This window comes from Bacillus cereus group sp. N21 (genome assembly GCF_016483395.1).
In the GTDB taxonomy this organism is placed as follows: domain Bacteria; phylum Bacillota; class Bacilli; order Bacillales; family Bacillaceae_G; genus Bacillus_A; species Bacillus_A pseudomycoides.
On sequence record NZ_JAEHBX010000173.1, the window covers coordinates 1 to 2,313 of the forward strand.

Here is a 2,313-nt window from a genome sequence, read left to right on the forward strand (position 1 = left end):
TACGGATTTGTTTTTTATTACAAGAAAGCTCATTTTTTCCTTTTGGGGTATTTGCCTTTCTTAGCTTGATGGTGATGGGGTACCGCCACATATCCATCAACTTAAGAATTTTATAACACCCCCCAAAAAAATTGTATATTTTCATCTGGAGATGTCAATTTTCTCATTTGGGGGTATTTGCTTTTCTTAGCTTGATGGGCATGTGACGCTATCCCTATAATGAATATATTGTTTGATCGTTAGTATTTAAATGCATCCAATCGAATGTTGTTTACGTACAATTGTGACAAGAAAAAGGGCATCCTTAATATGTAAGGATGCTCTTTATTTTACTTAAGAACAGAAGGTGAAGTCTTTTCTAACCATAGAATGCCATCATATTGTTCGGTAGGAATCATGATTTCTTCTTTTTCTTTTTTTCCCCAATAACTTGCTGCAGTAGGAGTAAACATCCATGACGTTTCTGGTCGGTTATTTTCTCCCCTTAGGTTAACAAAAACATGGGGACTTCCCACCGTGCTGATTATTTTTTCAACGCTTTGTTCTCCATGTTCGTTATGTACAAGAATAACATCTTCATTGCTATCATCCCAACTGCTTCCACTATACGCAAATACCCCAATCGTGTACATTTGGTTTTTGATGCGCTGCGGAAGATAATCCATCATATTTGGGGCAACATAATTGTGTTGCTGCACCTTCGTCCAGTCTAATATCATTTTCGAATTTTGTTTTCGAATATGATAATTATGACCCCACACAATGATTTTTTTGTTTTTATACTGCATTTCAGTGAGCCATGCTAAGTTTTGTGCCATTTTTTGATCTCGGATATAAAAAGAGTAGTCTGTAAGATTAGGTGAGTAGATCCCACCTCTAAATTTCATTTCAGCATCTAAATGCGTTTTAATCGCATCAATCCGTATATTAATTGATTTCTCCAGAAAGTTCACATCATACGTCGCAAGAGGTGCAACTTGAGTCAATTCAGATTTATGATTCTGAATAAACGTTCTAACCTTTTCAAACTTGTTGATTACGGGCTGTATTTCAATTTTAAATTGATCATAGGGATATGTACCATCATATTTATTGTAATACTTATCCAGTTTAATCAACTCTGTTACTGCTGCATCAAATTCAGATGCCACTTCAGGACTTAATTTTTGCAACCATTCTTTTGCATAGGAGCGGAATGAAGATTTATAAAACAAATTCATATCAAAACCAGCTAATGTGAGTGGCTTTCCTTTTTCTTTTTGTTCTTTCATATAGGTAAATAATTGTTCAACTTCCTCTGTTTGCCATACAACGTATAAAGATTGTTTCATCGCTTCCGTAGCGGTTAAGTTATCAAAATTTTGCTGAACTGCTGCTGCTTCCCCAAGCCCTGATTCAAATGCAATCACATCATATCCCATTTCCTCATGTAAGTACTTAATCATACGTATTTTGGATTGATTCATTTCCTTCGCACCATGCGTACTTTCTCCAAGTACAACAATACGCTTGTCCTGTACGGCCTCTTTTAGAAATGATAAATCTTCTGTTGTTTGGGAAGTTGGTTCATTTAATATTTTTGCATGTCCGTTTAACCATTCCTCCCATTTGGGTTGGTCGACTGGTTTTTCTGCTGCAAATGCAACAGATGTAAAGGTTGTACAGGCAAGAAGAGTACTCATTAGCCCAAGTTTCCATTTTTTATGCACAACAACGCCTCCAAGAATCATATTTTTAGAGATTGAATAGAATATTTACTAAAAATTTACTAATATACCATTATTTAAAATAACACACACGCAGATCCTGAACAATATCAATATTCAAAATATTTTTCGTACATATTGAAGAAACCTTCTATATAGGGGGCGCACCCCATCGCTATCAAGCTAATAAGAAGACACTACCCCCAAACGATAAAAATATATAATAAATTTTTCGATTTAATACAAATTTATTGTAGAATCCAATAGAGTGCCTCTCAATTTAAGCGAATTTTAAGCGTTAATATTTACCTGGTAATATTATAATTTATATATCGAAAATATATAAGAAACGGAGAATTATCATGCTGAATATAGATATTAATCGTTTAACTGATATTTGTTTAGAATACCAGCAGTCTAGATTTTATGTTACTAGAATACCTGAAGATTTCTTATCAATTGCAAAAAAACGTTTCTCTATACCAACGGATGATCGAATTATTGCTTTTTTAAGTTGCAATTTATTTGGCTCAGGAAAATATGGTGTTTATTTTACAAGTTCGGGTTTATATTGGAAAAATTGGTTATTAGGTAAAGGAAATATGAA

The 2,313-nt window shown here is 33.8% G+C and carries 1 protein-coding gene and 1 pseudogene; one reads left to right on the forward strand and one right to left on the reverse strand.

Features of this window, described 5'->3' with window-relative positions:
• Window positions 1-329 precede the first annotated feature (329 nt).
• Entirely contained in the window at window positions 330-1,709 is a 1,380-nt protein-coding gene (locus JDS96_RS30215) for an erythromycin esterase family protein (protein ID WP_199669058.1), read from the reverse strand.
• Window positions 1,710-2,068: 359 nt separating this feature from the next.
• On the opposite strand from JDS96_RS30215, the pseudogene JDS96_RS30220 reads away from it, so the two are divergent.
• Window positions 2,069-2,313, forward strand: a pseudogene (locus JDS96_RS30220) (hypothetical protein); the annotation flags it as partial.